General features: G+C 52.9%; 37 protein-coding genes. 35 read left to right on the plus strand and 2 right to left on the minus strand.

The window, feature by feature from the left end; all coding sequences use genetic code 11:
* Window positions 1–525 precede the first annotated feature (525 nt).
* From rpsJ to ABF463_RS09200, 33 genes are all read left to right on the plus strand, one after another.
* Window positions 526–837 carry a 30S ribosomal protein S10 gene (gene rpsJ, locus ABF463_RS09040; protein WP_013484332.1) on the plus strand — a complete coding sequence of 104 codons (312 nt, stop codon included), beginning with the start codon at window positions 526–528 and terminating at the stop codon, window positions 835–837.
* Window positions 838–925: 88 nt separating this feature from the next.
* Window positions 926–1,561 (plus strand): 50S ribosomal protein L3, encoded by a 636-nt coding sequence (rplC, locus tag ABF463_RS09045; protein ID WP_415533280.1) that lies wholly within the window; start codon window positions 926–928, stop codon window positions 1,559–1,561.
* Between the two features lie 17 nt (window positions 1,562–1,578).
* The gene (gene rplD, locus ABF463_RS09050; RefSeq protein WP_415533281.1) at window positions 1,579–2,202 is read left to right on the plus strand and encodes a 50S ribosomal protein L4; all 624 of its coding nucleotides are present in this window, start codon (window positions 1,579–1,581) and stop codon (window positions 2,200–2,202) included.
* Entirely contained in the window at window positions 2,202–2,495 is a 294-nt protein-coding gene (rplW, locus tag ABF463_RS09055; protein ID WP_415533282.1) for a 50S ribosomal protein L23, read from the plus strand. The genes rplD and rplW overlap by 1 nt, the downstream gene beginning before the upstream one ends.
* 31 nt (window positions 2,496–2,526) lie before the next feature.
* Window positions 2,527–3,360, plus strand: coding sequence for a 50S ribosomal protein L2 (gene rplB, locus ABF463_RS09060; protein ID WP_415533283.1), 834 nt, complete (start codon window positions 2,527–2,529; stop codon window positions 3,358–3,360).
* Between the two features lie 52 nt (window positions 3,361–3,412).
* On the plus strand, window positions 3,413–3,691 hold the full coding sequence (rpsS, locus tag ABF463_RS09065; RefSeq protein ID WP_415533284.1) for a 30S ribosomal protein S19: 279 nt from the start codon (window positions 3,413–3,415) through the stop codon (window positions 3,689–3,691).
* Window positions 3,692–3,713: 22 nt separating this feature from the next.
* On the plus strand, window positions 3,714–4,064 hold the full coding sequence (gene rplV, locus ABF463_RS09070; RefSeq protein WP_415533285.1) for a 50S ribosomal protein L22: 351 nt from the start codon (window positions 3,714–3,716) through the stop codon (window positions 4,062–4,064).
* Between the two features lie 13 nt (window positions 4,065–4,077).
* The gene (gene rpsC / locus ABF463_RS09075) at window positions 4,078–4,743 is read left to right on the plus strand and encodes a 30S ribosomal protein S3 (protein ID WP_415533286.1); all 666 of its coding nucleotides are present in this window, start codon (window positions 4,078–4,080) and stop codon (window positions 4,741–4,743) included.
* The gene (gene rplP, locus ABF463_RS09080; RefSeq protein WP_415533287.1) at window positions 4,743–5,171 is read left to right on the plus strand and encodes a 50S ribosomal protein L16; all 429 of its coding nucleotides are present in this window, start codon (window positions 4,743–4,745) and stop codon (window positions 5,169–5,171) included. The genes rpsC and rplP overlap by 1 nt, the downstream gene beginning before the upstream one ends.
* Entirely contained in the window at window positions 5,168–5,368 is a 201-nt protein-coding gene (rpmC, locus tag ABF463_RS09085) for a 50S ribosomal protein L29 (protein WP_415533288.1), read from the plus strand. Before rplP ends, rpmC begins: the two co-directional genes overlap by 4 nt.
* Window positions 5,369–5,391: 23 nt before the next feature.
* The gene (rpsQ, locus tag ABF463_RS09090; protein WP_415533289.1) at window positions 5,392–5,652 is read left to right on the plus strand and encodes a 30S ribosomal protein S17; all 261 of its coding nucleotides are present in this window, start codon (window positions 5,392–5,394) and stop codon (window positions 5,650–5,652) included.
* A 28-nt stretch (window positions 5,653–5,680) separates the two neighbouring features.
* Window positions 5,681–6,049, plus strand: coding sequence for a 50S ribosomal protein L14 (rplN, locus tag ABF463_RS09095; protein ID WP_415533291.1), 369 nt, complete (start codon window positions 5,681–5,683; stop codon window positions 6,047–6,049).
* Window positions 6,050–6,066: 17 nt separating this feature from the next.
* Complete coding sequence (rplX, locus tag ABF463_RS09100) at window positions 6,067–6,387, plus strand: 50S ribosomal protein L24 (RefSeq protein WP_415533292.1); 321 nt, start codon at window positions 6,067–6,069, stop codon at window positions 6,385–6,387.
* A gap of 19 nt (window positions 6,388–6,406) precedes the next feature.
* Window positions 6,407–6,946 carry a 50S ribosomal protein L5 gene (gene rplE / locus ABF463_RS09105; RefSeq protein WP_415533294.1) on the plus strand — a complete coding sequence of 180 codons (540 nt, stop codon included), beginning with the start codon at window positions 6,407–6,409 and terminating at the stop codon, window positions 6,944–6,946.
* 12 nt (window positions 6,947–6,958) lie between these two features.
* On the plus strand, window positions 6,959–7,144 hold the full coding sequence (locus ABF463_RS09110) for a type Z 30S ribosomal protein S14 (protein WP_415533295.1): 186 nt from the start codon (window positions 6,959–6,961) through the stop codon (window positions 7,142–7,144).
* Between the two features lie 28 nt (window positions 7,145–7,172).
* Window positions 7,173–7,571, plus strand: coding sequence for a 30S ribosomal protein S8 (rpsH, locus tag ABF463_RS09115; RefSeq protein WP_415533296.1), 399 nt, complete (start codon window positions 7,173–7,175; stop codon window positions 7,569–7,571).
* A gap of 12 nt (window positions 7,572–7,583) precedes the next feature.
* Window positions 7,584–8,135: a 50S ribosomal protein L6 gene (rplF, locus tag ABF463_RS09120; RefSeq protein ID WP_415533297.1), complete on the plus strand. Its 552-nt coding sequence runs from the start codon at window positions 7,584–7,586 to the stop codon at window positions 8,133–8,135.
* Window positions 8,136–8,155: 20 nt separating this feature from the next.
* A complete protein-coding gene (rplR, locus tag ABF463_RS09125; RefSeq protein WP_415533298.1) occupies window positions 8,156–8,515 on the plus strand; it encodes a 50S ribosomal protein L18 in 360 nt (119 codons plus the stop codon).
* 10 nt (window positions 8,516–8,525) lie between these two features.
* Window positions 8,526–9,047, plus strand: coding sequence for a 30S ribosomal protein S5 (gene rpsE / locus ABF463_RS09130; RefSeq protein ID WP_415533299.1), 522 nt, complete (start codon window positions 8,526–8,528; stop codon window positions 9,045–9,047).
* Window positions 9,048–9,062: 15 nt separating this feature from the next.
* Complete coding sequence (rpmD, locus tag ABF463_RS09135; RefSeq protein WP_415533300.1) at window positions 9,063–9,242, plus strand: 50S ribosomal protein L30; 180 nt, start codon at window positions 9,063–9,065, stop codon at window positions 9,240–9,242.
* Window positions 9,243–9,259: 17 nt separating this feature from the next.
* On the plus strand, window positions 9,260–9,700 hold the full coding sequence (gene rplO / locus ABF463_RS09140) for a 50S ribosomal protein L15 (RefSeq protein WP_415533301.1): 441 nt from the start codon (window positions 9,260–9,262) through the stop codon (window positions 9,698–9,700).
* Window position 9,701: 1 nt separating this feature from the next.
* Window positions 9,702–10,982: a preprotein translocase subunit SecY gene (secY, locus tag ABF463_RS09145; RefSeq protein ID WP_415533303.1), complete on the plus strand. Its 1,281-nt coding sequence runs from the start codon at window positions 9,702–9,704 to the stop codon at window positions 10,980–10,982.
* A 57-nt stretch (window positions 10,983–11,039) separates the two neighbouring features.
* Complete coding sequence (locus ABF463_RS09150; protein ID WP_415533304.1) at window positions 11,040–11,678, plus strand: adenylate kinase; 639 nt, start codon at window positions 11,040–11,042, stop codon at window positions 11,676–11,678.
* On the plus strand, window positions 11,675–12,424 hold the full coding sequence (gene map, locus ABF463_RS09155; RefSeq protein WP_415533306.1) for a type I methionyl aminopeptidase: 750 nt from the start codon (window positions 11,675–11,677) through the stop codon (window positions 12,422–12,424). The genes ABF463_RS09150 and map overlap by 4 nt, the downstream gene beginning before the upstream one ends.
* 13 nt (window positions 12,425–12,437) lie before the next feature.
* Entirely contained in the window at window positions 12,438–12,713 is a 276-nt protein-coding gene (locus ABF463_RS09160) for an RNA-binding protein (protein ID WP_415533307.1), read from the plus strand.
* Between the two features lies 1 nt (window position 12,714).
* The gene (infA, locus tag ABF463_RS09165) at window positions 12,715–12,933 is read left to right on the plus strand and encodes a translation initiation factor IF-1 (protein WP_415533308.1); all 219 of its coding nucleotides are present in this window, start codon (window positions 12,715–12,717) and stop codon (window positions 12,931–12,933) included.
* 56 nt (window positions 12,934–12,989) lie between these two features.
* Complete coding sequence (gene rpmJ, locus ABF463_RS09170) at window positions 12,990–13,103, plus strand: 50S ribosomal protein L36 (protein ID WP_013484358.1); 114 nt, start codon at window positions 12,990–12,992, stop codon at window positions 13,101–13,103.
* 30 nt (window positions 13,104–13,133) lie between these two features.
* Window positions 13,134–13,502: a 30S ribosomal protein S13 gene (gene rpsM / locus ABF463_RS09175; protein ID WP_415533309.1), complete on the plus strand. Its 369-nt coding sequence runs from the start codon at window positions 13,134–13,136 to the stop codon at window positions 13,500–13,502.
* 17 nt (window positions 13,503–13,519) lie between these two features.
* Window positions 13,520–13,933, plus strand: coding sequence for a 30S ribosomal protein S11 (gene rpsK / locus ABF463_RS09180; protein WP_415533310.1), 414 nt, complete (start codon window positions 13,520–13,522; stop codon window positions 13,931–13,933).
* Window positions 13,934–13,960: 27 nt separating this feature from the next.
* Window positions 13,961–14,587, plus strand: a complete 627-nt coding sequence (rpsD, locus tag ABF463_RS09185; RefSeq protein ID WP_415533311.1) for a 30S ribosomal protein S4 — start codon at window positions 13,961–13,963, stop codon at window positions 14,585–14,587.
* Between the two features lie 131 nt (window positions 14,588–14,718).
* A complete protein-coding gene (locus tag ABF463_RS09190) occupies window positions 14,719–15,669 on the plus strand; it encodes a DNA-directed RNA polymerase subunit alpha (protein ID WP_415533313.1) in 951 nt (316 codons plus the stop codon).
* Window positions 15,670–15,704: 35 nt separating this feature from the next.
* Entirely contained in the window at window positions 15,705–16,046 is a 342-nt protein-coding gene (gene rplQ, locus ABF463_RS09195; RefSeq protein WP_415533314.1) for a 50S ribosomal protein L17, read from the plus strand.
* A 186-nt stretch (window positions 16,047–16,232) separates the two neighbouring features.
* Window positions 16,233–16,376 carry a hypothetical protein gene (locus tag ABF463_RS09200; protein WP_415533315.1) on the plus strand — a complete coding sequence of 48 codons (144 nt, stop codon included), beginning with the start codon at window positions 16,233–16,235 and terminating at the stop codon, window positions 16,374–16,376.
* A 73-nt stretch (window positions 16,377–16,449) separates the two neighbouring features.
* On the opposite strand, the gene ABF463_RS09205 is transcribed toward ABF463_RS09200, so the two are convergent.
* On the minus strand, window positions 16,450–16,923 hold the full coding sequence (locus ABF463_RS09205) for a pyridoxamine 5'-phosphate oxidase family protein (RefSeq protein ID WP_415533316.1): 474 nt from the start codon (window positions 16,921–16,923) through the stop codon (window positions 16,450–16,452).
* A 34-nt stretch (window positions 16,924–16,957) separates the two neighbouring features.
* The gene (locus ABF463_RS09210) at window positions 16,958–17,644 is read right to left on the minus strand and encodes a 5'-methylthioadenosine/adenosylhomocysteine nucleosidase (RefSeq protein ID WP_415533317.1); all 687 of its coding nucleotides are present in this window, start codon (window positions 17,642–17,644) and stop codon (window positions 16,958–16,960) included.
* Between the two features lie 302 nt (window positions 17,645–17,946).
* Between ABF463_RS09210 and glnA the strand changes: the two genes are divergently transcribed.
* Window positions 17,947–19,266, plus strand: a complete 1,320-nt coding sequence (gene glnA, locus ABF463_RS09215) for a type I glutamate--ammonia ligase (protein ID WP_415533318.1) — start codon at window positions 17,947–17,949, stop codon at window positions 19,264–19,266.
* Window positions 19,267–19,329: 63 nt separating this feature from the next.
* The gene (locus tag ABF463_RS09220) at window positions 19,330–19,875 is read left to right on the plus strand and encodes an ANTAR domain-containing response regulator (RefSeq protein ID WP_415533319.1); all 546 of its coding nucleotides are present in this window, start codon (window positions 19,330–19,332) and stop codon (window positions 19,873–19,875) included.
* The last annotated feature ends 45 nt before the right edge of the window (window positions 19,876–19,920 follow it).

A 19,920-nucleotide genomic window follows, 5' to 3' on the forward strand; every position in this document is an offset into this window, starting at 1 on the left:
GGTTATATGGTTAATTACTTATATAACTAACTATATATCCATGCTTCGCGACTGTCAAGTGGAAGATTTGTTTATCTTTTCAAAAGAACAGGAGCACCATGGCGGAATGGACGGCGCGGGTTACATAAGATGTATCAAAAGACGGCACAGAGAGCTATGTACAATATGCACATAAAAATTGGAGAAATTTCTACATAGATTTCAAAACACTTTTCTTGCAACTGTGTTGTATTTATGATATACTACATAGGCGCGCTGAAAAAAGCGATGCAGATATGCGTTGAAGCGAGAGGTTGCCGCGTTTTCGCGGGTAATTTTCGTGGAGTATGTCCGATTTTAAACCGGGCGGAACCATAGTGGACGCCGGGCGTTTTTACGCCCTTGCGTAGCGATGCGATATTTCCCGGATAGAATTGCGCCTTGTGCAGCTATCCGGTTTTTCATTATCCGGTCACGAAACACCCGGATGTGTGTTTGATTTTTCTCGCATCGGCGGCAACCGGATTTTTCAAGGAGGCGAACAAGATGGCAGTAAAAGAAAAGATTCGTATCAGGCTCAAGAGTTACGACCATCAGCTTATCGACCAGTCGGCGGAGAAAATCGTGGAGACCGCGAAGCGCACAGGCGCACGCGTGTCCGGCCCGGTGCCGCTGCCGACCGATCGCGAGATCGTAACCATTCTGCGTGCGGTGCACAAGTACAAAGACAGCCGCGAGCAGTTCGAGACCCGTACCCACAAGCGGCTCATCGACATCCTGCGCCCGTCGCCCAAGACGGTGGACGCATTGATGGGCTTGGAGCTGCCGGCGGGCGTCGAGATCGAGATTAAGCTCTGATTGCCGGCGCGCGGGTTTCCCGCGGCGCAGGTCATGTTGGCAAGGGCAAGGCCCGGAGGCCAACCAATAACCAAAGGAGGCAAGTTTCATGCAAAAAGGCATCATCGGTAAAAAAGTCGGCATGACTCAGCTGTTCGATGAACGCGGAAACGTTATTCCTGTTACCGTCATCGAAGCCGGGCCCTGCGTTGTGGTGCAGAAAAAAACCGTGGAGAACGACGGCTACGAAAGTGTACAGCTCGGGTTTGCGGAAGTGCGCGAAAAGCTGCTGACCAAACCGGAAAAAGGACACTTTGAAAAAGCGGGCGTCGCCCCCAAACGGGTGCTTCGCGAATTCCGTCTGGCAGATGTGAGCGGCCTGAATGTCGGCGACATTGTCAAAGCCGATGTCTTTGCGGAAGGCGACCACGTAGATGTGGCCGGCACCAGCAAAGGTAAAGGCTTCGCCGGTGTTATCAAGCGCTGGGGACATCATCGCCTGAAAATGACCCACGGCACCGGCCCTGTGCACCGCGAAGTCGGTTCCATGGGCGCCAGCACCAATATGTCACGCGTACCCAAGGGCAAAAAAATGCCTGGACAGATGGGCAACGAACGCGTGACCGTGCAGAACCTTGATGTAGTCAAGGTGGATGCTGAAAACAACCTGATTGCGCTGAAAGGTGCCATTCCCGGCCCCAAGGGCGGTATCGTCATACTCGCCGACAGCGTCAAAAAGGCCTAAGGGAAGGAGGATGCGCAATGCCTAAAGCGACAGTATTTAACATCGCGGGCGAGCAGGTCGGAGAGATCGAGCTTGCCGATTCCATTTTCGGCATCGAGCCGAACAAAACGGTTCTGCATACGGTAGTGGTCAATTATTTGGCCAACCAACGGCAGGGCACCCAGTCCACGCTCACCCGTTCCGAGGTTTCCGGCGGTGGCCGCAAGCCGTGGAGACAGAAGGGTACCGGACACGCGCGTCAGGGTTCTATCCGTGCACCGCAGTGGAAACACGGCGGCATCGCACTTGGCCCGAAACCGCGCAGCTACAGCTATACCGTGAACAAAAAAGTGCGCCGTCTTGCAATTAAGTCCGCACTTTCCGCCAAATTGGCCGCAGGGGAGCTTGTGGTGCTCGACGCCATCTCCCTTCCGGAGATTAAAACCAAGCAGGTCGTCAAGATTCTTGGCGTGTTTGGCGCGGAGAAGAAAACGTTGTTTGTTACGGCGGACATCAATGAGAACCTTGTGCGCAGCGCGCGCAATATTCCTGGCGTGAAAACCGCCAGCACCGGTAGCCTCAATGTGTTTGACCTGCTCAACAGCAACAAATTCTTCATTTCCAAAGATGCGGTTGCCGCACTCGAGGAGGTGTACGCATAATGAAAACACCTCAAGACGTCATTATCCGCCCGGTCATCACCGAAAAGAGCATGGCTGGCATCGCCAATAAAATCTATACGTTCCGGGTCGCGTCCGAAGCGGGCAAGGTCGAGATCGCCAAAGCGGTCGAAGAACTGTTCGGTGTGCAGGTCGCCAAGGTGAATACCATCAGTGTGCACGGCCGTTTCAAACGGGTCGGTCGCAGCTCAGGATACACCTCCGATTGGAAAAAGGCGATCGTTACCCTCAAAGAGGGATCGAAAGCCATTGAATTCTTCGAAGGCCTTGCGTAAACTTCGGTAACGAAAAGGGAGTGAAACCAGAATGGCAATCAGAAAATATGGCCCCACCTCCCCGGCAAGGCGGAACATGACCGTTCCCACCTTCGAGGAGCTTTCCAAAGTGGAGCCGGAGAAGAGCTTGCTCGTCAGCCTCTCCAAACATGCCGGCCGCAACAGTTACGGCCGCATCACAGTTCGGCATCGCGGCGGTGGAAACCGTGTGAAATACCGCATCATTGATTTCAAACGCGATAAGGTTGACGCACCCGCCAAAGTGCTTTCGGTGGAGTACGATCCGAATCGTTCCGCGTATATCGCCCTTCTGCAATATGAAGACGGTGAAAAACGATATATTCTTGCGCCGCTTGGTTTGAAGGTGGGGGACACTGTTCTCTCCGGCAAAGAAGCGGACATCAAACCGGGTAACACCCTTGCGCTTTCCGACATCCCGGTCGGTACGTTTGTACACAACATCGAGCTGCACCCCGGCAAGGGCGGTCAGCTCGCGCGCGCAGCGGGCATTATGGCTCAGCTGATGGCGCGTGAGAACGGCTTGGCGCTCATCCGCCTGCCGTCCGGTGAATTGCGCAACGTGCCGCAGGAATGCAAAGCCACCATTGGTCAGGTCGGCAACATTGACCATGAAAACGTTAAACTCGGCAAAGCCGGGCGTAAACGGCACATGGGCTGGCGTCCGACCGTCCGCGGTTCTGCAATGAACCCGAACGACCATCCGCACGGCGGTGGTGAAGGCAAATCCCCAGTTGGCCGTCCAGGCCCGGTTACCCCGTGGGGCAAGCCGACCCTTGGTTACAAGACCCGCAAGAAGAAGCTGGCTTCCGATAAATTCATTGTCAAACGCCGCGGCGGCAAATAAGCACAGTTGTGCGTTTGCACCACACGCGTGTTGAAAGGAGGATCTTCACGGTATGAGCAGAAGCTTGAAAAAAGCCCCTTATGTCGAAGAAGCGCTGATGAAGCGCATTGTGGCACTTAACAAATCCGGTGAAAAGAATGTGCTGAAAACATGGAGCCGCGCATCCACCATTTTCCCGGAATTTGTCGGTCATACAATCGCCGTACACGATGGCCGCAAGCATGTCCCCGTCTATGTGACGGAGGACATGGTGGGTCACAAACTCGGCGAGTTCGCCCCCACGCGGACATTTAAAGGCCATTCCGGCTCCAAAGTCAGCAACGCCAGATAAACAGGCGGGAAGGAGGAACCCCATGCAAGCAGTCGCACACTTGCGCTACGCGCGTATCGCGCCCCGCAAGGTTCAGATCGTACTCGATCTCATCCGTAATAAGCCGGTTGACGTCGCCGTTGCGATTTTAAAGCATACCCCCAAGTCGGCCAGTGAGTATCTGGTCAAATTACTCCAATCGGCCATGGCGAACGCCGAAAACAACCACAACATGGATGTTTCCCGGCTGTATGTGGCAGAGTGCTTTGTCAGCCCCGGCCCCATGCTCAAACGGATTCGCCCGCGAGCGCACGGCCGCGCGTTCCAGATCCTCAAGCGTACGTCCCATGTGACAATTGCGCTCGAAGAGGCCGCGGAATCGGAAAACGCTTAAGAGGAGGGAAAGTATGGGCCAGAAAGTCAATCCCCACGGTTTAAGAGTGGGCGTCATCAAAGACTGGGATTCCCGCTGGTTTGCTAAAGACAATGTCTTCGGCGATATCCTCGTAGAGGATTACAACCTGCGGAATTACCTCAAAAAGAAGCTGTTTTCAGCTGGCATCCCGCGCATTGAGATTGAGCGCGACGCCTCCCGCGTCCGCATTCATATCCACTGTGCCAAACCCGGTATGGTTATCGGCAAGGGCGGCGTTGAGATCGATAAATTGCGCGTCGAATGTGAAGCCAAACTGGGCAAGCCGGTTTCCATCAATATCGTTGAAGTGCGCACCCCGGACGTGAATGCACAGCTCGTGGCTGAGAACATCGCCGCACAGCTTGAAAAACGCATCTCATTCCGTCGTGCCATGAAGCAGTCCATCGGCCGCGCAATGAAATTGGGAGCCAAGGGTATCAAAGTAACCGTCGCAGGTCGCTTGGGCGGCGCCGAGATCGCGCGTGTGGAACATTATCACGAGGGCACCATTCCTTTGCAGACACTCCGTGCCGACATCGACTATGGTTTTACAGAAGCAAAAACCACTTATGGTCGAATCGGTGTGAAAGTCTGGATTTATAAAGGCGAGGTTCTGCCCGAAGTGAGAAGAACACCCCGGGAAGGAGGAGAGCATTAATGTTGATGCCCAAACGCGTCAAGTTCCGTCGGCAGCAACGCGGCCGCATGACCGGCCGGGCGCTGCGCGGCAATACGATCAACTATGGTGAGTACGGTATTGTGGCATTGGAACCGGCGTGGATTACGTCCAACCAGATTGAGGCTGCCCGTATTGCCATGACTCGCTTCACCAAGCGTGGCGGCCAGGTCTGGATTAAGATTTTCCCGCACAAGCCCATTACTGAAAAACCGGCCGAAACCCGCATGGGTTCCGGTAAAGGCTCTCCCGAATACTGGGTGGCCGTTGTAAAACCCGGTCGCGTTTTATTTGAGATCGGCGGCATCCCCGAGGAGTCCGCGCGTGAAGCCATGCGCCTTGCGATGTACAAACTGCCCATCAAATGCAAGTTTGTCAAGAAGGCAGAAACGGATGGTGAGCAGTCATGAAAGCACAAGAGATCCGTACCAAGTCGGTCGAAGACTTGAACAGCGAGCTCAAGGACCTCAAGGCCGAGCTTTTCAACCTTCGTTTCCAACTCGCCATCAACCAGCTTGAGAACCCCATGCGGATCAAGGCCGTCAAAAAGGACATTGCCCGCATCAAAACAGTGCTGCGCGAGACGGAAATCCGCGAAGGCGCGTAAGAGCTTTGGAAGGAGGAACATCCATGAGCGAAAGAACGACGCTGCGCAAAACCCGCGTGGGTCGCGTGGTGAGCGATAAAATGGACAAAACGCTGGTGGTTGCCATTGAGGACAATGTCAAACATCCGTTGTATAAAAAGATTATCAAGCGCACCCTGCGCCTGAAAGCCCATGACGAGAATAACGAAGCCAAGATCGGTGACCGTGTGACCATCATGGAAACCCGCCCGCTGTCGAAAGATAAGCGCTGGCGCCTGGTCAAAATTCTCGAAAGAGCGAAATAATTTATCCGTTTAGGAAGGAGGCGGCACCGTGATTCAACAGCAAACATATCTGAAAGTAGCAGATAACACCGGCGCGAAAGAGCTGATGTGTATCCGTGTGCTCGGCGGTTCCCGCAGACGGTATGCTAATATCGGCGATATCGTGGTGGCTTCTGTCAAGAAAGCAACACCCGGCGGCGTTGTGAAAAAAGGCGACGTGGTCAAAGCCGTCATCGTGCGTTCCGTTAAAGGCGTGGGCCGGTTGGACGGCACCCACATCCGTTTTGATGAAAACGCGGCGGTTATCATAAAAGACGATAAAACCCCACGGGGCACCCGCATTTTCGGGCCGGTGGCGAGGGAACTGCGGGAGAAGGAATATCTTAAAATCCTTAGCCTTGCTCCCGAAGTGCTTTGATGGGAGGCGCGATTGTTATGAACAGCAAAGTGCACGTCAAAAAGGGCGACACCGTGCAAATTATTTCCGGTAAAGACAAAGGCAAAGAGGGCAAAGTGCTCGAGGTCAGCCCCAAAGAAGGCAAAGTCATTGTCGAAGGCCGTGGAATGGTCACTAAGCACGTCAAACCGCGCAAAATGGGCGAGCAGGGCGGCATCGTCAAGGCTGAGGGCGCGATGTATGCCAGCAAGGTCATGATCGTCTGCCCCAAGTGCGGAAAACCCACCCGAATCGGCCACCAAGTGTCCGACGACGGCACAAAGACCAGAGTGTGCCGCAAATGCGGCGCTACCCTGTAAGTTTTCAGGAGGATAGCACATGGCCAGGCTCAAAGAAACCTATAAAAACGACATTGCCCCCGCGCTGATGAAAAAGTTTAGCTATAAAAGCGTCATGCAGATCCCCAAGGTCGAAAAGATAGTCATCAATGTTGGCTGCGGCGATGCACGCGACAACGCAAAGGTGATTGATTCGGTCATGGAAGAGATTGCGATGATCACCGGACAGAAACCCGTGATCACCAAAGCACGTAAATCCGTGGCAAACTTCAAATTGCGCGAAGGCATGAATATCGGCGTGAAAGTCACGTTGCGTGCAAACAGGATGTACGAGTTTATCGACCGCCTGTTCAATACGGCTCTGCCGCGCGTGCGTGATTTCCGCGGTATCAATCCAAACTCGTTCGATGGCCGCGGCAACTATGCGCTGGGCTTGAAAGAACAGTTGATTTTCCCGGAAATTGATTATGATAAAGTGGATAAAGTGCGTGGCATGGATATCATTTTCGTGACCACCGCGCAGACGGACGAGGAAGCCAGAGAACTGCTCACCCTGTTCGGTGCGCCGTTCCGTAAATAAGGGGGTTGTGTTGTGGCAAAAACATCAATGAAAATCAAGCAGCAGAGGACGCCGAAATTCTCCACCCGGAGCTATAACCGTTGCAAAATCTGCGGCCGGCCGCACGCTTATCTTCGCAAATACGGGATATGCCGCATCTGCTTCCGCAATCTTGCCTATAAGGGCCAGATTCCCGGTGTGAGAAAAGCAAGCTGGTAATTACAGCTCGAAAGGAGGTTTCGACGCCATGCAAGTCACCGATACAGTCGCCGATATGCTCACACGCATTCGCAATGCAAACTCGGCTAAGCATGATACCGTCGATATCCCCGCGTCCAATATGAAGAAGGCAATTGCCCGTATTCTGCTTGACGAGGGGTATATCAGGAATTTTAATGTCATAGAAGACAATAAACAGGGTACCATCCGCATCAACCTGAAATATGGCCCGGGCAAGTCCCATGTCATCACAGGGCTGCGCAGGGTTTCCAAACCCGGCCTTCGCATGTTCACGAACTGCGAAGATATGCCCAAAGTAATGAAAGGCCTTGGCATCGCCATCATTTCCACCTCCAAGGGCATCATGACCGACCGCGAGGCGCGTAAAGAAAACGTGGGCGGCGAAGTGCTGGCCTTTGTGTGGTAAGGAGGGGTTCGTATGTCGCGTATCGGTAAACAACCGATTGAAATACCAAACGGCGTAAACGTCACGCTTACGGAAGGCAACACGGTTACCGTGAAAGGCCCCAAAGGCGAATTGACACAGTCGTTTCATCCTGATATCAAAATCGCCGTCGAGGGGAATGTCATCCATGTGACCCGCCCCGACGACGAAAAACAGCACCGTGCACTGCACGGCCTGACCCGTTCGCTGGTGGCCAATATGGTTCACGGCGTGGTGGAAGAGTTCAAAAAAGAGCTTGAAATCAACGGCGTCGGTTACCGCGCAGCGAAACAGGGCACAAAAGTGACCTTTAATCTCGGCTATTCCCATCCGGTTATCGTCGAGGAAGTGCCGGGCATCACGCTGGATGTGCCTGCACCGAATAAAATCATCATCCATGGTCCGGACAAACAGCAGGTTGGACAGTTTGCTGCGGAACTGCGGGAGAAACGTCCGCCGGAGCCTTATAAGGGCAAAGGCATCAAGTATATCGATGAAGTCATCCACCGCAAAGAAGGCAAGGCCGGTAAGGGCGGTAAGAAGTAAGGAAGGAGCGAGAAGCAAACATGATCAAAAAACCGGACAGCAACAAAGCAAGACTGCGGCGGCATAAGCGCGTGCGCGGGAAGATTTCCGGCACAGCGGAACGTCCGCGGCTGAATGTGTTCCGCTCCCTCCATCATATCTATGCGCAGGTCATTGACGACGTCGCAGGCGTGACGCTGGTCGCTGCATCCACGATGGATAAGGGTTTTGAAGGAACGGGCGGCAATAAAGAGGCAGCAAAAAAGGTTGGTCTCGCAATTGCCAAGAAAGCGACTGAGAAAGGCATCACCGAGGTGCGCTTCGACCGCGGCGGTTTTGTCTATCACGGGCGCATCAAGGAACTCGCAGAGGGCGCCCGTGAGGGCGGCCTGAAGTTCTGATTGAGGAGGGATGGCTTTGGCACGGAACAATTTTCGTTCAAATAGACAAGAAGAATCCGACATGAATGAAAAGGTCGTCGCGATTAACCGCGTTTCTAAAACGGTTAAGGGCGGTCGTATCTTTAAGTTTGCCGCGTTGGTCGTCGTGGGCGACGGCAAAGGCAAAGTCGGTTTTGGCATTGGAAAATCGGGCGAGGTGCCCGACGCGATCCGCAAAGGTATTGAGGACGCAAGGAAAAACCTGATCACGGTGTCCATGAAGGGCACCACCATTCCACATGAAATCATTGGGGCTTTTGGCGCAGGCCGTGTGCTGCTTAAACCCGCCGCACCCGGTACCGGCGTAATCGCCGGTGGCCCGGTGCGTGCCGTGGTCGAAGTGGCAGGCATCAAAGATATCCGCACCAAGGCGCTTCGTTCCAATAACCCCTGCAACGTGGTTCGCGCAACCATTCAGGGACTCAAGAGCATCCGTAACGCGCAGCAGGTCGCTGAGATCCGTGGCAAAACGGTCAAGGAAATCCTGGGTTAAGGAGGAGCAGCCATCATGGCAGAACTGAAAATTACGCTGCTCAAAAGCCTGAGCGGCAGAAAAGCATCCCACATCGCCACTGCGCGCGCGCTGGGTCTGCGCAAGATCCGTGATGTGGTCACGCAACCGGATAACCCGCAGACGCGGGGCAAAATCAATCAAATCAGCTATCTCGTTGAGGTAGTAGAAGCATAAAAGGAGGTGCGAAGCCCATGAAGTTATATGAACTCTCGCCCGCCGAAGGCGCGTCTAAAGACGCGTTCCGCAAGGGCCGCGGCATCGGGTCCGGCAACGGCAAGACGTCCGGCAAAGGTCATAAGGGCCAGAAGGCCAGAAGCGGCGGCGGTGTGCGCCCCGGTTTTGAAGGCGGCCAGATGCCTCTTATCCGTCGCATTCCGAAACGCGGCTTTACCAATATCTTCGCCAAGCCGTTCGCACATGTCAATGTGCAGGCACTCAATGTGTTTGAGGATGGCGCAGTGGTAGATGCGGCCGCGTTGAAAGAAGCCGGTCTGGTCAAAAAAGCGCCGTATGGCGTAAAGGTGCTGGCTCAAGGTGAGCTGACCAAAAAACTGACCATAAAAGCCTCTGCTTTCTCCGAAGCTGCCAAAAAGAAGATTGAGGCAGCCGGCGGAACGACTGAGGTGATCTAAGATGTTTGATACATTCCGTAATGCATGGAGATCGCCCGAACTGCGAAAAAAGCTGCTCTATACGCTGCTTGTCATTGTCATTTTCCGCATCGGCGCAGCTATCACGGTTCCTTATTTGAACCTGACCGCGTTGCATAACGAAATTACCAGCGGCGGCAATAGCCTTATGGGATATATCGACATTCTGACCGGGGGCGCGCTTTCCCGTGCCACCATCTTTTCCATGTCCGTTACCCCATATATCAATGCCACCATTATTATTCAGCTTCTAACAGTCGCCATCCCGGCTTTAGAACGCCTGAGCAAAGAAGGTGAAGTGGGGCGGAAAAAGCTCAATTCCATCACCCGTGTTTTCACGATGTTCCTTGGCTTAGGGCAAGGGCTTGGCATGTACTTTTATTTGCTTAATTCCCATATCACACAATACAGCACGGGATTTTCCGCTGTTTTTGCGGCCATCGTCATTGTGGCGGTGTTCACGGCAGGCAGTTGCCTGATGATGTGGTTGGGTGAGCAGATCAATGACAAGGGCATTGGCAATGGTATTTCCATTTTGCTGTTTGCCGGCATCGTCAGCCGTGGACCGTCTATTGGCAGCGCAATATCGAAATACTGGAGTATTGGCGGAAAGTACCATGTGCTGATTCCTGTGTTGATTGTGCTGGGTTTGTTTGTGATTGTGGCAATTGTTTTCATGAACGACGCGGAACGCCGCATCCCGGTGCAATATGCCAAACGCGTGGTGGGCCGCAAAATGTATGGCGGGCAAAGCTCTTACATTCCAATTAAAGTGACGATGTCGGGTGTTATGCCGATCATCTTTGCGTCATCTATTGTGAGCATCCCATCCATCATCGGCGGTTTTTTGCCTAAGGCCTCCACTATCTATAAAGTATTTACTTGGTTTGGCTACACATCCTGGCTTTACGCTGTTGTTTACTTTGTACTCATCATCCTGTTTAACTTCTTCTATGTAGCTATCCAATACAATCCATTTGAAATTTCCAACAATCTGCGCAAAAATAATGGCGGCATCCCGGGTATTCGTCCGGGCAAGCCGACTGCCGATTTTATCCAGCGCGTGATCTCGCGTGTGACGCTCATCGGCGCGGTGTTTCTGGGTGTGGTTGCAGTTCTGCCTATCGCGCTCTCGGCGGGTGCAGGCTTGAACATCGCACTCGGCGGCACCAGCCTGCTGATTCTTGTAGGTGTGGCGCTGGATACCCAGCGGCAGCTTGAATCGCAAATGATGATGCGGCATTACAAGGGATTCCTTGAGTAATCATTGGTTGACTGGCAGCTTGACTGTCGGCCGGCCGGATGCAGACGGGAGGCAACTATGAACCTGATCCTTTTAGGAGCACCGGGCGCCGGCAAGGGTACACAGGCGGAAAAAATCTGCGAACATTTTCACATTCCTACTATTTCGACTGGCAACATGCTGCGCGAGGCGGTTAAAAACGGCACCAAACTGGGGCTGGAAGCCAAAACCTATATGGATGCGGGGAACCTGGTACCCGATGCAATCCTGGTGGGCATGATCAAGGAAAAACTAAAAGAGCCCGCATATCAGAACGGCTTCATTCTGGACGGTTTTCCCCGCACCGTCCCGCAGGCTGAAGCGCTTGACAAAATGGGTGTGCAGATCGATACGGTATTGGAAGTTCACGTACCGGACGAACGCATTATTGCCCGCATGTCAGGACGCCGGGTTTGCGAGAAGTGCGGAACCTCATACCATGTCCAGTACCGCGCCCCCAAACAGGAAGGCGTGTGCGACTTGGACGGCGGCAAGCTGGTACAGCGTGCAGACGATGCACCGGAAACTGTGAAAGCACGTCTGGAGGTTTACCACACGCAGACCGAGCCGCTTAAAGATTATTACGCGCGGCAGAACAAACTTGCTGTCGTCGAGGGCCAGGAACAGATTGTCGATACGACAACGTTGACCTTGCAAACGTTAGAAGGTCGGTTATGATTATTTTAAAGAATGCGCATCAGCTTAAAAAAATGCGGGAAGCCGGCCGCATTTCCCAGTTGGCGTTGCTGGAGGGCGGCAAACATGTTGCACCCGGCATCACCACTGAAGAGCTGGATCACATTATGCATGAATTCATTGTCAAGGCGGGCGCAAAGCCGTCGTTTCTTGGATATGGCGGGTTTCCTGCCACTGCATGTATTTCGGTGAATAACGAGGTTATCCACGGTATTCCGGACAGAAAACACAAAATCCAGAACGGCGACATCGTCAGCATTGACGTGGGAGCTATTTATGATGGCTTTAACGGCGATAACGCTTGGACATTTGCGGCCGGCACAGTGAGTGCCCAAGCGCAGGCACTGATGGATGCTACGCGAGACGGCCTGTTCGAAGGAATCAAAGCCGCACGGCCGGGTAACCGCGTCGGGGATATCGGCCATGCGGTGCAGACCTATGTAGAGGCGCTCGGGTACTCCGTGGTTCGTCCTTTTGTAGGGCACGGTGTCGGAGAAGACATGCATGAGGAACCGGATGTGCCGAACTATGGGCGCGTGGGACATGGCGCAAGGCTTGTTCCAGGCATGGTAATCGCGATCGAGCCCATGATCAATCAGGGCGCAAAGGAAGTCCAGACAATGCCCAACGGCTGGACGGTCACTACAATGGACGGTAGTCTGTCGGCGCATTTTGAACACACCGTCGCCATCACGGAAGACGGCCCCGTGATTCTCACGGCTCCGTGATGTGGGAGGCCCCATGGAAATAGAGACCGGAACCGTCGTGCTGGCGCTTGCCGGGCACGACAAAGGCGGCTACTTCGCCGTGATTGATTTTGCAGACGACAGCCATGCGCTCATAGCGGACGGCAAACGCCGAAAAGTTGAAAAACTCAAACGCAAAAAATGCAAGCATTTACAGGCGGTCGGCCGGTTGACCCTGCCGGATATAAGCAAAGCGACCAACCGTCAGATCAGGAAAGCGCTCGGTGTATTCGGCGCCGATGCGGCTGCGGTTTCCGGGGGAGGAATTTAGCTTGTCCAAAGACGACATGATCGAGCTTGAAGGTGTTGTGAGGGAAGCGTTGCCTAATGCAATGTTTCAGGTGGAACTTCCCAATAATCACATGATTCTTGCACACATCTCCGGCAAGCTGCGCATGAATTATATCCGCATTTTGCCGGGAGACAAAGTCACCGTGGAAATGTCCCCGTACGACTTGACCCGCGGGCGCATCACCTGGCGCTCGAAATAACCGTGCAACGCGGCAGCTCTGGAGCGGCCGCGTCCATCCGAAAGGGAGGAATCGTAATGAAAGTAAGGCCTTCTGTAAAACCCATGTGCGAAAAATGCAAGGTCATCAAACGCAAAGGGCGCATCATGGTCATTTGCGAAAATCCCAAGCACAAACAGCGGCAAGGTTAAACTGCCGTAAAATAATGGAGGTGTAACCATATGGCTCGTATAGCCGGCGTGAATCTGCCCAATGAAAAACGGGTGGAGATCGGTTTGACGTATATTTTCGGCATTGGCCGCAAGTCTGCGGATGATATTCTCAAGGCTACCGGTATAAATCCTGATATCCGTGTCAAGGATTTGACCGAAGAACAGGTCTCTGCGCTGCGTGATGTCATCGATAAACAATTCACCATTGAAGGTGACCTGCGCCGCCGTGTCGCGCTGAACATCAAGCGCCTGGTTGAGGTCGGCTGTTACCGGGGCGTGCGTCATCGCAAGGGCCTGCCGGTTCGCGGACAGCGCACTAAAACAAACGCACGTACGCGCAAAGGTCCGAAGAAGACCATTGCGAACAAGAAGAAGTAATTAAGGAGGGAAATTGAATGGCCAACAAGGCTGTTGCCAATAAAAAGGGCGCCACCGCCACGCGGAAACGCCGTGAGCGTAAGAACATTGACCGCGGAGCCGCACATATCCAGTCGACGTTCAACAACACCATCGTCACCATCACGGACACACAGGGCAACTCAATCTCTTGGGCAAGCGCGGGTGGCTTGGGCTTCCGCGGTTCACGCAAAAGTTCTCCGTTTGCCGCGCAGATGGCTGCCGAAACCGCCGCAAAAGTGGCAATGGAACATGGTATGAAGACCATTGAAGTCTTCGTCAAAGGCCCGGGTTCCGGCCGTGAAGCGGCCATTCGTGCCTTGCAGGCTGCCGGACTGGAAGTCAACATGATTAAAGATGTGACTCCTATCCCGCACAATGGCTGCCGCCCGCCGAAAAGACGTCGCGTTTGATTCAGAAACAGGAGGTGTGTTGAAACAATGGCAAGATATACGGATTCCGTTTGCAAACTTTGCCGCCGGGAGGGTCAGAAACTGTTCCTGAAGGGCGAGCGCTGCTATTTGGATAAATGCTCCGTGGGCCGCCGCAGCTATGCGCCGGGCCAGCACGGACAGGATCGGAAAAAAGTGTCCGAATATGGCATCCAGCTGCGTGCAAAGCAGAAAGCCCGCCGGTATTACGGTGTGTTGGAACGTCAGTTCCGCCACTATTTTGAAATTGCAGAGTCTAAGCCCGGCATCACCGGTGAAAACCTGCTGCGCCTTCTGGAACTGCGGCTGGACAATGTGGTGTACCGCCTTGGCTTTGCCAGTTCCCACGCACAGAGCCGTCAGCTTGTGCGCCACGGGCATTTTACCATCAATGGCAAAAAGGCGAACATCCCGTCCATGCGCGTGAAAGTCGGCGATGTGGTCACTGTGAAAGAGAGCAGCCGCTCCAACGAGTTCATTAAGAGCATCGTGGAAGCAAACGCCGCTCGTCCAGTGCCCAAGTGGCTGGAAGTTAATCGCGAGGCATTTTCGGGTACCGTGGCCGTATTGCCCAACCGCGAAGACATCGACCTGTCGGTTGAAGAGCATCTCATCGTCGAGCTGTATTCCAAGTAAGGCGATGCCCTCGCAGCTTCACCGCATCGCGGCGAAGCACAGCGAACCGCCTGCCGCGCGTTGGTGTGGCAGGTTCGGTTTCAAGGATTCGATGCGGGCGCATATGCGCCTAACCGTCAGGAGGGTTGTTCATGATTGAAATTGAGAAGCCGAGGATCGAAACGGCGGAGCTGACGGCAGACGGTTCTTATGGCCGTTTTGTTGTGGAGCCGCTGGAACGCGGTTATGGGACGACGTTGGGCAACAGCCTGCGCCGCGTGCTGCTTTCCTCGCTTCCGGGCGTGGCGGTGACACAAGTCAAGATCGATGGTGTGCAGCACGAATTTTCGACTGTACCCGGCGTGAAAGAAGACGTCACCGAAATCATCCTCAACATTAAAGGCCTTACGGCCAAGCTGCATAGCGAAGGCCCAAAGGTTGTATATATTGACGCCGAAGGCGAGTGCAAAGTCACGGCAGGGGATATCAAGACCGACTCCGAAGTTGAAATCTTGGACCCCAACATGCACATTGCCACGTTAGCGGCGGGTGCCAAGCTGTATATGGAGATCACACTGGATAAAGGACGCGGCTATGTCGCGGCCGAGCGCAATAAGCAAACGCTCCAGCCTGCCATCGGGGTCATCCCGGTGGATTCCATCTATACGCCGGTGCTGAAAGTGAACTATGCGGTGGAAAACACGCGTGTCGGCCAGATTACAGATTACGACAAGCTCACGCTTGAAGTATGGACGGACGCGACCATTTCCGCGAGGGAATCGGTTTCCATCGGTGCGAAAATCCTTAACGAACATCTAGGCCTTTTTGTGGCACTCTGCGCAGAAACGCAGTCCGCTGAGATTATGGTCGAGAAGGACGATAAAAGCAAGGAAAAAGTGCTGGAGATGACGATTGAAGAGTTGGACCTTTCGGTGCGCTCATTCAATTGCCTCAAGCGCGCGGGCATCAATACGGTGGAGGACCTCATCAACCGCACGGAAGACGATATGATGAAGGTGCGCAACCTTGGCCGCAAATCGCTTGAGGAAGTCATCAGCAAGCTCAATTCGCTTGGGTTTTCTTTAAAAAGGGATGAGGAGTAACCAGTTCTCATCCCGCGCATAAAGGAGTGAGTGCAATGCCCGGAACCAGAAAACTTGGCAGAGCGACCGACCACAGACTGGCAATGCTGCGTGCCATGGTGACGTTCCTGCTGGAAACCGGCAAGATCGAAACCACCTTGGCCAGAGCAAAAGAAGTCCGTTCGCTCGCCGAAAAAATGATCACGCTTGGCAAGGAAACGGATCTCCATTCCAAACGTCAGATCTATTCATTCGTCACTAAAGAAGCGGTATCTAAAAAAGTGATCGACGAACTTGGCCCGAAGTATAAAGAGGTCAACGGCGGTTACACCCGCATCTACAAGATTGGTCCCCGGCGCGGAGACGCGGCGGAAATGGCCATTATCGAATTGGTCTAACAGACACACTTGGTGTCTTTCACGAGGCAAATGGAACCGGTTACGGTTTTGTTTGTCTTATTTTTTTGCCTGAACGCTTTGCAATGTGCGTCAGCAACAGAGGAGTTTGCTGACGCCGCGCATATTTGGCAGGCCGTGGTCTAAACTATGGATATACGATTGTTTCTGTTGTCAAAGGAGAAGACCATGCCGGATAAATTTCAACGTAAACAGGGCGGTGCCACCAAACAAAAAGGGCATACTGCGGCGCCGGCGGGCGATCAGATTGGGGAAAACCCAGAAGAAGGCCGTTGGGCCAAAGAACAGGGCGAAAAGAAAAATCAGAAATAAACGCATACAAATACACCCGCCGGTTATCTTTACCGGCGGGTGTATCCTTGTGTCAAAGTTTAAAGCAGTGCTGTTAGCGTTTTTGCAGGCGTTTGGCAGTAAAAGCTGATGCGGTCACTTGAAAGACCGTGACGGCTTTCACCATGCGGGGGTCAAAAGAGTAGGATTCCTCTGCACGGTACTGCCGCATAATGCAAGTGAGTGCGTGCAGTTTCTGGTCATCGGCGACCAGTTTGGCAAAGCCACGCCCTATAATACTTTCATACTCCATACTGTAGTTGCAGGCTTTTTCCGCTTCCAGCAGCCGGTGCGAGCAGTCCATCTCAAACCCGACCTGTGGATGTGCGGCCATGCGTTCCAGTTTTTCACCGGAATTGGAAGAATGAAAATAAAGAACCAGAGCGCCGTCTATCCACTCAAAGCCAAAGTTCATAGGAACAATATAGGGTGCTTCTGTATCGTAGAAAGCCAGTCGGCAGACATCACAGCGGCGTATGATATCCAATTGTTCGTCCAAATCGGTTACTTCACGGTCGTGCCTTCTCATATGTTTATGCTCCACTCGAAAAATAGTATATACTTTAAATGGTGTTTAGGATGCCTTCCACCACGTGGTTGGACTGGATGGAGGCTTTCTTTTCAAACTCTGCATAGGCCATGGGGGCAGCTTCGTCGGCCAGATCGGAAATGGTGCGCACAATCAGGAATGGCACTTCATTTAAAAAACAAACGTGTCCGATGGCGGCGCCCTCCATTTCACAGCAAACGCCACCCAGTTCTTCACGGATGCGTGATTTGGTTTCACCTGCTTCCACGAAGCAGTCACCGGATGCGATATGCCCGACGCGGAAATGCTCTACTTCCGGGGTGGCTTCACAGACCGATTGAGCGATCTCAATCAGCCGCTTGTCGCAAGTGAACTGCTCATGGAACGGGTAGTACTTTTGCAGCAGAGAGGCGGGGTTGAAGTCGTGATAAAAGACCTCGTCGCCGATGACCACATCCAACGTGTGCAAGTCTTTGGCAATACCGCCCGCAATACCCATGTTGATGATGCAATCTACCTGAAATGCGTCAATCAAATGCTGCGCAGTCGCGGCGGCGTTGACCTTGCCGATGCCGCTGCATGCAAAAAAGACGCGATTTTCGCTGAAAGTGCCTTCCCATATTTTGTAGAAATGCGGGGTAGCAAGTGGTTTTGCCCCGCACTTTTGGATGATGCTTTCGATTTCGACCGGCATGGCCGATAACACACCAATTTTTGCCACACTATCACCTTCCGTTTATTCATATCCATACGTTTTACACAATTGGGCAGAGAAAATCCGACAATACCTTTTTATTATACCATTCATATCCGGGAAAATCAAAAAACAACACGATGGTGATGTCTGTTGATAGAAATTCTTATAAATGCCGAAAAAGAGTTGCACAAATCTGTAAAGTATTTTATGATAGTATAAATAGCCGTATGGGCCGTGTACGAAGGCAGCGTTTGATTTGCGGGGATATCCTGCGAAGCGGATGTCTGGCAAAGGCAGACGCAGTTTGCCAATGAGGAGGGTAAAAATTGGATCGCGAAGATGTATTTCAGTTCATAGAAGAAAACGATGTGAAGTTTATTCGATTCCAGTTTACCGATATCGGCGGAATCATGAAGAATATCGCCATCAATTCATCTAACATGGAAAGCGCGTTGGACGGCGTTTTGTTTGATGGGTTTGCGGTGGATGGATTTTCCAGGTCCGAAGAATCCGAGATGCTTTTGGTGCCGGAACTGGACACGCTGAATGTTTTTCCGTGGCGGCCGCAACAAGGGAAAGTCGTGCGGTTTATCTGCGATGTGCTTTCTCAGGATGGCACACCGTTTGAGGGAGATCCGCGCTATATTCTGAAAAAGATGGTGGACAATGCTGCTGCCAAAGGATATACATTTTTAGTGGAACCGGAGTGTGAATTTTTCTTGTTCCATACGGATGAACACGGTCTGCCGGCTACCCAGACGCATGACACGGCGGGATATTTCGATCTGGCCCCCATTGATCTGGGAGAAAACGCGCGGCGCGAGGTATGCCTGGCGCTGGAAAACATGGGGTTTGTGGTTGAGTCCAGTCACCATGAAGTATCGGCCGGACAGCACGAAATTGATTTCCGCTACGACGACGCGTTAAAAACAGCGGATAATATAGAGACTTTCAAGATGGTCGTCAAAATTATTGCGCAGAAGCATGGGCTGCACGCTACATTTATGCCTAAGCCGCTGAATAATGAGGCCGGTTCGGGAATGCACATCAATATGTCGCTGGTGAAAAACGACCACGATGTGTTTGCTGATCCGAATGACGAGTTGGGGCTTTCTAAAGAGGGATACTATTTTATTGGCGGGGTGATGAAACACATCCGGGGATTAACCGCTTTGTTTAATCCGCTGGTCAATTCCTATAAACGGCTGGTGCCGGGAAATGAGGCGCCGGCTTACATTGTGTGGGCAAGGAAGAACCGTGGCCCGTTGGTTCGAATCCCTGCCAAAAAGAATGAACATGCCCGCATCGAGCTGCTCAGCCCAGATGCCACCTGCAACCCGTATCTGTCGTTGGCCGCACTGCTTGGCGCGGGACTGGAGGGGATCGAGAAAAAGATCTTGCCGCCGCCGGAGCTGAAAGTTAATATTCAAGATATGACATTGCATGAAATCCAAGCTGCCGGGTTGGAGCGTTTGCCTGCTTCTTTGGGAGAAGCGCTCACGGCGCTGGAGCAGGATACACTATTGCAGGAAATTCTGGGGAAACATGCATTCAACAGCTATTTGAAAACCAAGCGTGCTGAATGGGATGCGTATAACCAGACGGTGCATCCATGGGAAGTTGACCGTTACCTGTCCATCTATTGAGTAAACGGTGCGGAAGCGGATACTGATCCTTTTCGCGTAAACCATACATTTGGAGGGTGTATATTGAATGACGGGATGCTTGTCGTATGTGGGCAGCGTACTTTCTGTAACAATCTGTGTGAACTGATTACTTCGTCGATTGCAATTCATCCCTCGGTAGCTGTATCGGGCGCAGAGGCCCGCCGCAAAACGTCTATGAGTGAAATGAATGCCGTTTTGCTTGCGGGGAAACTGCCTGATGAAAATGTGCTGGATTTGGCATTGGAACTCGCACAGGGCGGCGTGAACGGTGTCATGATTGTCATAGACCGTGGCGCACTTTTTGAGGCGCATGAGGTGCTGGATGGCAGCGGCGTAACCATTCTGGCCAATCCGCTGACCAAGGACGCACTGATACAGGCGATTCGCCTCGTGATGAAAGTGGCGGAGGGCGGCGGTACGCTCGACCGCGCCAAACTGATGCTGGTACAGATGAAAGGGTGGACAGAGCCGCAGGCACACCGGTATATCCAGAAATTGAGCATGGATAAACGCCTGCCTCGTGAACTGGCCGCACAAATCGTCATCAAGGCGCTCAATCGGGAGCAGCAGGAAAAAGAAGAATCATAATAAAGGGCCGTGTTTTTTTGACACGGCTCTTGCATTTCTAAAACT

It is taken from the genome of Ethanoligenens sp. (assembly GCF_047718355.1).
In the GTDB taxonomy this organism is placed as follows: domain Bacteria; phylum Bacillota; class Clostridia; order Oscillospirales; family Ethanoligenentaceae; genus Ethanoligenens.

Excerpts from the sequence above, each read along its gene's own strand:
- rpsJ (WP_013484332.1), top strand. The coding sequence starts at position 526 with ATGGCAGTAAAAGAAAAGATTCGTATCAGGCTCAAGAGTTACGACCAT.
- rplC (WP_415533280.1), top strand. The coding sequence starts at position 926 with ATGCAAAAAGGCATCATCGGTAAAAAAGTCGGCATGACTCAGCTGTTC.
- rplD (WP_415533281.1), top strand. The coding sequence starts at position 1,579 with ATGCCTAAAGCGACAGTATTTAACATCGCGGGCGAGCAGGTCGGAGAG.
- rplW (WP_415533282.1), top strand. The coding sequence starts at position 2,202 with ATGAAAACACCTCAAGACGTCATTATCCGCCCGGTCATCACCGAAAAG.
- rplB (WP_415533283.1), top strand. The coding sequence starts at position 2,527 with ATGGCAATCAGAAAATATGGCCCCACCTCCCCGGCAAGGCGGAACATG.
- rpsS (WP_415533284.1), top strand. The coding sequence starts at position 3,413 with ATGAGCAGAAGCTTGAAAAAAGCCCCTTATGTCGAAGAAGCGCTGATG.
- rplV (WP_415533285.1), top strand. The coding sequence starts at position 3,714 with ATGCAAGCAGTCGCACACTTGCGCTACGCGCGTATCGCGCCCCGCAAG.
- rpsC (WP_415533286.1), top strand. The coding sequence starts at position 4,078 with ATGGGCCAGAAAGTCAATCCCCACGGTTTAAGAGTGGGCGTCATCAAA.
- rplP (WP_415533287.1), top strand. The coding sequence starts at position 4,743 with ATGTTGATGCCCAAACGCGTCAAGTTCCGTCGGCAGCAACGCGGCCGC.
- rpmC (WP_415533288.1), top strand. The coding sequence starts at position 5,168 with ATGAAAGCACAAGAGATCCGTACCAAGTCGGTCGAAGACTTGAACAGC.
- rpsQ (WP_415533289.1), top strand. The coding sequence starts at position 5,392 with ATGAGCGAAAGAACGACGCTGCGCAAAACCCGCGTGGGTCGCGTGGTG.
- rplX (WP_415533292.1), top strand. The coding sequence starts at position 6,067 with ATGAACAGCAAAGTGCACGTCAAAAAGGGCGACACCGTGCAAATTATT.
- rplE (WP_415533294.1), top strand. The coding sequence starts at position 6,407 with ATGGCCAGGCTCAAAGAAACCTATAAAAACGACATTGCCCCCGCGCTG.
- rpsH (WP_415533296.1), top strand. The coding sequence starts at position 7,173 with ATGCAAGTCACCGATACAGTCGCCGATATGCTCACACGCATTCGCAAT.
- rplF (WP_415533297.1), top strand. The coding sequence starts at position 7,584 with ATGTCGCGTATCGGTAAACAACCGATTGAAATACCAAACGGCGTAAAC.
- rplR (WP_415533298.1), top strand. The coding sequence starts at position 8,156 with ATGATCAAAAAACCGGACAGCAACAAAGCAAGACTGCGGCGGCATAAG.
- rpsE (WP_415533299.1), top strand. The coding sequence starts at position 8,526 with ATGGCTTTGGCACGGAACAATTTTCGTTCAAATAGACAAGAAGAATCC.
- rpmD (WP_415533300.1), top strand. The coding sequence starts at position 9,063 with ATGGCAGAACTGAAAATTACGCTGCTCAAAAGCCTGAGCGGCAGAAAA.
- rplO (WP_415533301.1), top strand. The coding sequence starts at position 9,260 with ATGAAGTTATATGAACTCTCGCCCGCCGAAGGCGCGTCTAAAGACGCG.
- secY (WP_415533303.1), top strand. The coding sequence starts at position 9,702 with ATGTTTGATACATTCCGTAATGCATGGAGATCGCCCGAACTGCGAAAA.
- ABF463_RS09150 (WP_415533304.1), top strand. The coding sequence starts at position 11,040 with ATGAACCTGATCCTTTTAGGAGCACCGGGCGCCGGCAAGGGTACACAG.
- map (WP_415533306.1), top strand. The coding sequence starts at position 11,675 with ATGATTATTTTAAAGAATGCGCATCAGCTTAAAAAAATGCGGGAAGCC.
- ABF463_RS09160 (WP_415533307.1), top strand. The coding sequence starts at position 12,438 with ATGGAAATAGAGACCGGAACCGTCGTGCTGGCGCTTGCCGGGCACGAC.
- rpmJ (WP_013484358.1), top strand. The coding sequence starts at position 12,990 with ATGAAAGTAAGGCCTTCTGTAAAACCCATGTGCGAAAAATGCAAGGTC.
- rpsM (WP_415533309.1), top strand. The coding sequence starts at position 13,134 with ATGGCTCGTATAGCCGGCGTGAATCTGCCCAATGAAAAACGGGTGGAG.
- rpsK (WP_415533310.1), top strand. The coding sequence starts at position 13,520 with ATGGCCAACAAGGCTGTTGCCAATAAAAAGGGCGCCACCGCCACGCGG.
- rpsD (WP_415533311.1), top strand. The coding sequence starts at position 13,961 with ATGGCAAGATATACGGATTCCGTTTGCAAACTTTGCCGCCGGGAGGGT.
- ABF463_RS09190 (WP_415533313.1), top strand. The coding sequence starts at position 14,719 with ATGATTGAAATTGAGAAGCCGAGGATCGAAACGGCGGAGCTGACGGCA.
- rplQ (WP_415533314.1), top strand. The coding sequence starts at position 15,705 with ATGCCCGGAACCAGAAAACTTGGCAGAGCGACCGACCACAGACTGGCA.
- ABF463_RS09200 (WP_415533315.1), top strand. The coding sequence starts at position 16,233 with ATGCCGGATAAATTTCAACGTAAACAGGGCGGTGCCACCAAACAAAAA.
- ABF463_RS09205 (WP_415533316.1), bottom strand. The coding sequence starts at position 16,923 with ATGAGAAGGCACGACCGTGAAGTAACCGATTTGGACGAACAATTGGAT.